The following is a 3,616-nucleotide window of genomic DNA, read 5'->3' on the forward strand; positions in this document are numbered from 1 at the left end:
GAGGTCGGCCCAGCCGAGGTCGTCGCCCAGGATGAAGAGGATGTTGGGGTCACCGGCCATGTCGAGCGGGTGGTCGCCGACGTAGGCGGCGACGGCGCGGGCGCGCATCGCGTCCGCCTTGCCGGTCCCCGAGAGCCGGCAGTCGAGGGAGTCGGCGCGCAGGCCGGACCAGCGCAGGCAGGCCGTGGCCGTGCTGTCCTGCCGGCTGGTGATCACCGAGCAGCGGCCGCCGGAGGCGCGGACCGCGTCCATGAGGGCGGCCGCCCCCGGCATCGGCTCGGCCGACCCCTCACCCAGTTCCAGGAACGCGGCGAGGAAGAGCTCCGCGGCGGGACGCAACTGACGGGCCGACACCCACGGGGACAGCAGCTCGCGCAGCGGCGGGCCGATGCGTGCGGCGGCCGCGTCGGCGTCGATCGCGAGGCCCAGCTCTTCGTTGACCCGGCGGAGCGCCAGAGCCGTCGCCGGGCGGGTGTCGACCAGGGTGAGGTCCAGGTCGAAGCCGATCACCGCAGCCGGCGGCAGGCGGAGACGGGCCGGGGCGGCGCCGCCGCCCGGTGCCGGGAGGACCACCTTCCGTCAGCCGACGGGGGCAGGCTCGTCGGCCCAGCCCGCGACGGAGAACGCGGTCCCGTCGCGCAGCGCGGTGAGGGCGCCGGCCACCTGCGGGAGCAGGGGGGAGGGCAGCTCGTCCTCGGCGAAGAAGCCGATCCGGCAGCAGCGGTCCGGCTCCATGTTGCGCGGCTCGCCGGACCAGCGCAGGGCCTCGAAGAAGACGCTGACGCGGGAGGCGCCCGCGCGGTTGCGGTGGTGCATCAGGTGGCGGAAGGCCAGGTCCCGCGTCTCGACGACGACGCCCGTCTCCTCGGCCAGTTCCCGGATCGCACCGGCCACGACGGACTCGTCCGCGTTCAGGTGGCCGCCGGGAAGCTGCCACCAGCCGCCGCCGGGGAGCTGGAGGGCACGTCTGCTGAGCAGCAGTTGCCCATCCTGCCGCACCACGGTGTGCACGTGGACGACCGTGGTGAACCGGTCGACTGATTCCAGCATCAGGAGCCGCCCTCAAAGTGATCGAAACCGGTACGACGGGGGTGATCGGCCTGGCAGGGCGATCTGACGTGGCATCGCCTGGAGTGCGCCAGTAACAGTATCGCCCTGTCGTGTTGTCGCATAGGATGCGTCAGCTCGCGATGTCTGCGGATCCATCACCGTTCCCACCGCAAGGGAGCACAATGCCTGCGCTCACCTCCGGCTTGCCTCCCGCCGACGCGCCGTACAACCGGCCGGAGCACTGGGCGGCGGTCCTGCCCGACCGTGTGGCGGTCGCCGGGCGCGGCCCCGAAGACTCGCTCACGTACGCGCAGTGGGACGCGGCGGCCGACCGGCTGGCGGACGCCCTGGAGGCCCTGTTGCACGGCCCCGGCCCGGTGGCGGTCCGGATGCGGATGCGTGCCGAGTGGCCGGTGGCCGGCCTGGCACTGGCGAAGCTCGACCGCCGCATGGTCGTCCTCGACCCGGCGGCGGACGCCCGGCGCATCCGGCAGGCGCTCGCCGGGACCGGCAGCCGAGTGCTGCTCTTCGACGACCCGGCGGCCGAGCCCCGGCAGCACGGTGCGCTGTGGGAGGGGCTGGACCTCGTCCCGGTCGCTGTCGACCCCGGCCCCGGGTGGCTGCGCTCCGGCGCGGACACCCTCGCCGGTCTGCTCGCCCGCCCCGCAGGCACCCGGCGCGTCAGCTTCACCGACGCGCCGCTGGTGCTGCACACCTCCGGCACCACCGCGGCAGCCCGCAGCGTCACCCGCCCCGCCGCCACGGACCGGGAATCGATGCGCAGGAAACGGGAGTACCGGCGGGACATCGCCGCCAGTCGGCCCGCGGGCGACAACGACCAGGTCCTGCTCACGCTTCCGCTGCACCACGGCACCGGCCAGGCGCAGTTGCGCCGGGCGTCGGCCACCGCAGCCACCGTCCACCTGCACGAGCCGTTCGACGCGGCCCTCGTCCCCGGGCTGATCGAGGAACGCGGCATCACCCACTGGGCCACCGTCCCAGCCCAGTTGAGGCAGTTGCGTGCTCTGCCCGAGGCTGCGCTCGCCCGCCACGATCTGACTTCCCTGCGGGTGCTGAGCGTCGGCGCCGACCCGGTGCCCGTCGTGCTGCGCGAGTGGCTGGCGCGGGCACTGCCGCACGCCGGGCTGTACGAGAGCTACGGCGCGACCGAGGTCGGCCCGGTCGCGTGGACGGGGCCGAGGGACGGCGCCGTACGGGGTGGCTTCCGAGGGCGACCGCACTACAACGTCGAGGTGCGCGTCGTGGACGCCGAGGGGCGGGACGTACCCGAGGGCGAGGCGGGGGAGTTGCTGGTACGCACACCGCTGTCCGTCCTCACGGAGGAGTGCCCCGACGGGTACACCCTGATCGGCGACGTCGGCCGGCTCTGCGCGGACGGCACCCTCCATGTGCTGGGCCGCACGGCCGACTGCGTGTGGGCGGACGGAGCCGTCCTGCACCCGGGCGGGATCGAGGAGGCCGTACTGCGCCACCCCCGGGTCGACGACTGCGTGGTCGTCGCCGGGCCCGCGCCGTCGGGCAACGGCACGGCGTGGACGGCGTTCTGCGAGGCGCCGGGCCTGACCGGTGCGGAGCTGGCCCGGGAACTGGCCGGCTCCCTGCCGGCCGACCGCGCGAGGAGCGCCGGCGAGCCGGTGTTCGTGGAAGTGGTGGGGGAGTTGCCGCGCAACGCGATGGGGAAGGTGCCGCGCCGGGTGCTGCGCGAGCGGACCGGCCGGGGCACCCCGGTGCCTGCCCGCGGGGAGGTGCCCGGACATGTCCGCTGAGACCGCCGTGACCGCCGAGGCGCTCGACCGGGCGTGGGCCCAGGTCAGCTCCGAGCTCGCCGCCGACCCGCTGCCCGACCCCGCCGCGGCGGCGCGATTCGCCGGTCGGTGGCCGCAGGTACGCGCCCGTCTGCTCGCCGACCTGGCCGACGGCCGGTACCGGCCCCGGCCGTTCGAGATCGCGGAGGTTCCCAAGGGCGGCGGCGCGCACCGCCCGGTGCCGCTGCTCGACCTCGCCGACCGGGTCGCCTACGCGGCCCTCGTCGGCGCGATGGCCGTCCGCATCGACGCGGCCCTCGACGACCACGTGTTCAGCAACCGGCTGGACGCACAGGGCCGCCGGCTCCACTCCGGCGGGCGCGAATGGCTCAGGTTCGAGGGCGCCGCCCGCCTCCTGCACCGCGACCACGGGGGCAAGGCGCTGCTCGACACCGACGTGTCCGCCTTCTTCGAAAGCTTCGACACCGCCGTGCTGGCCGCCGACCTCGCTGCCGTCCAGGCCCCGGTGGACCGGATCGAAGGGCTGCTGGACTTCCTCACCCGGCTCACCGCCGACTCGGCCCTGCGGGGCCTGCCGCACGACCAGGACGCCACCGCGATCCTCGGCAACCTCTACCTGGCCCCCGTGGACCGGCTGTTGCGCGGCGAGGGGCTGGGCTTCGTCCGCTACCTGGACGACATCAACGAGGGACCGCTGCGGCAGAAGGCACTCGGCCTGAACGGGGCGTTGATGTCGGCGGGGTTCACGACCGGCGCGATCCTGGGCGGGGTGCTGACCG

General features: G+C 74.8%; 4 protein-coding genes. 2 read left to right on the plus strand and 2 right to left on the minus strand.

Annotated features, from left to right (window positions below):
• Both ACWD3D_RS34635 and ACWD3D_RS34640 read right to left on the minus strand, forming a co-directional pair.
• On the minus strand, window positions 1-573 hold a 573-nt coding region (locus ACWD3D_RS34635), incomplete at its 3' end, for an HAD hydrolase-like protein (RefSeq protein ID WP_451464659.1).
• 6 nt (window positions 574-579) lie between these two features.
• Complete coding sequence (locus ACWD3D_RS34640; protein ID WP_451464660.1) at window positions 580-1,050, minus strand: NUDIX domain-containing protein; 471 nt, start codon at window positions 1,048-1,050, stop codon at window positions 580-582.
• 182 nt (window positions 1,051-1,232) lie between these two features.
• On the opposite strand from ACWD3D_RS34640, the gene ACWD3D_RS34645 reads away from it, so the two are divergent.
• Both ACWD3D_RS34645 and ACWD3D_RS34650 read left to right on the plus strand, forming a co-directional pair.
• Window positions 1,233-2,837, plus strand: a complete 1,605-nt coding sequence (locus tag ACWD3D_RS34645) for a class I adenylate-forming enzyme family protein (protein ID WP_451464661.1) — start codon at window positions 1,233-1,235, stop codon at window positions 2,835-2,837.
• On the plus strand, window positions 2,827-3,616 hold a 790-nt coding region (locus tag ACWD3D_RS34650; RefSeq protein ID WP_451464662.1), incomplete at its 3' end, for a hypothetical protein. The genes ACWD3D_RS34645 and ACWD3D_RS34650, both read left to right, overlap by 11 nt.

The sequence above is a fragment of the Streptomyces sp. NPDC002690 genome, assembly GCF_053592415.1.

Bases quoted from the DNA above. Each gene is read 5' to 3' on its own strand.
- ACWD3D_RS34640 (WP_451464660.1), bottom strand. From the start codon at position 1,050: ATGCTGGAATCAGTCGACCGGTTCACCACGGTCGTCCACGTGCACACC.
- ACWD3D_RS34645 (WP_451464661.1), top strand. From the start codon at position 1,233: ATGCCTGCGCTCACCTCCGGCTTGCCTCCCGCCGACGCGCCGTACAAC.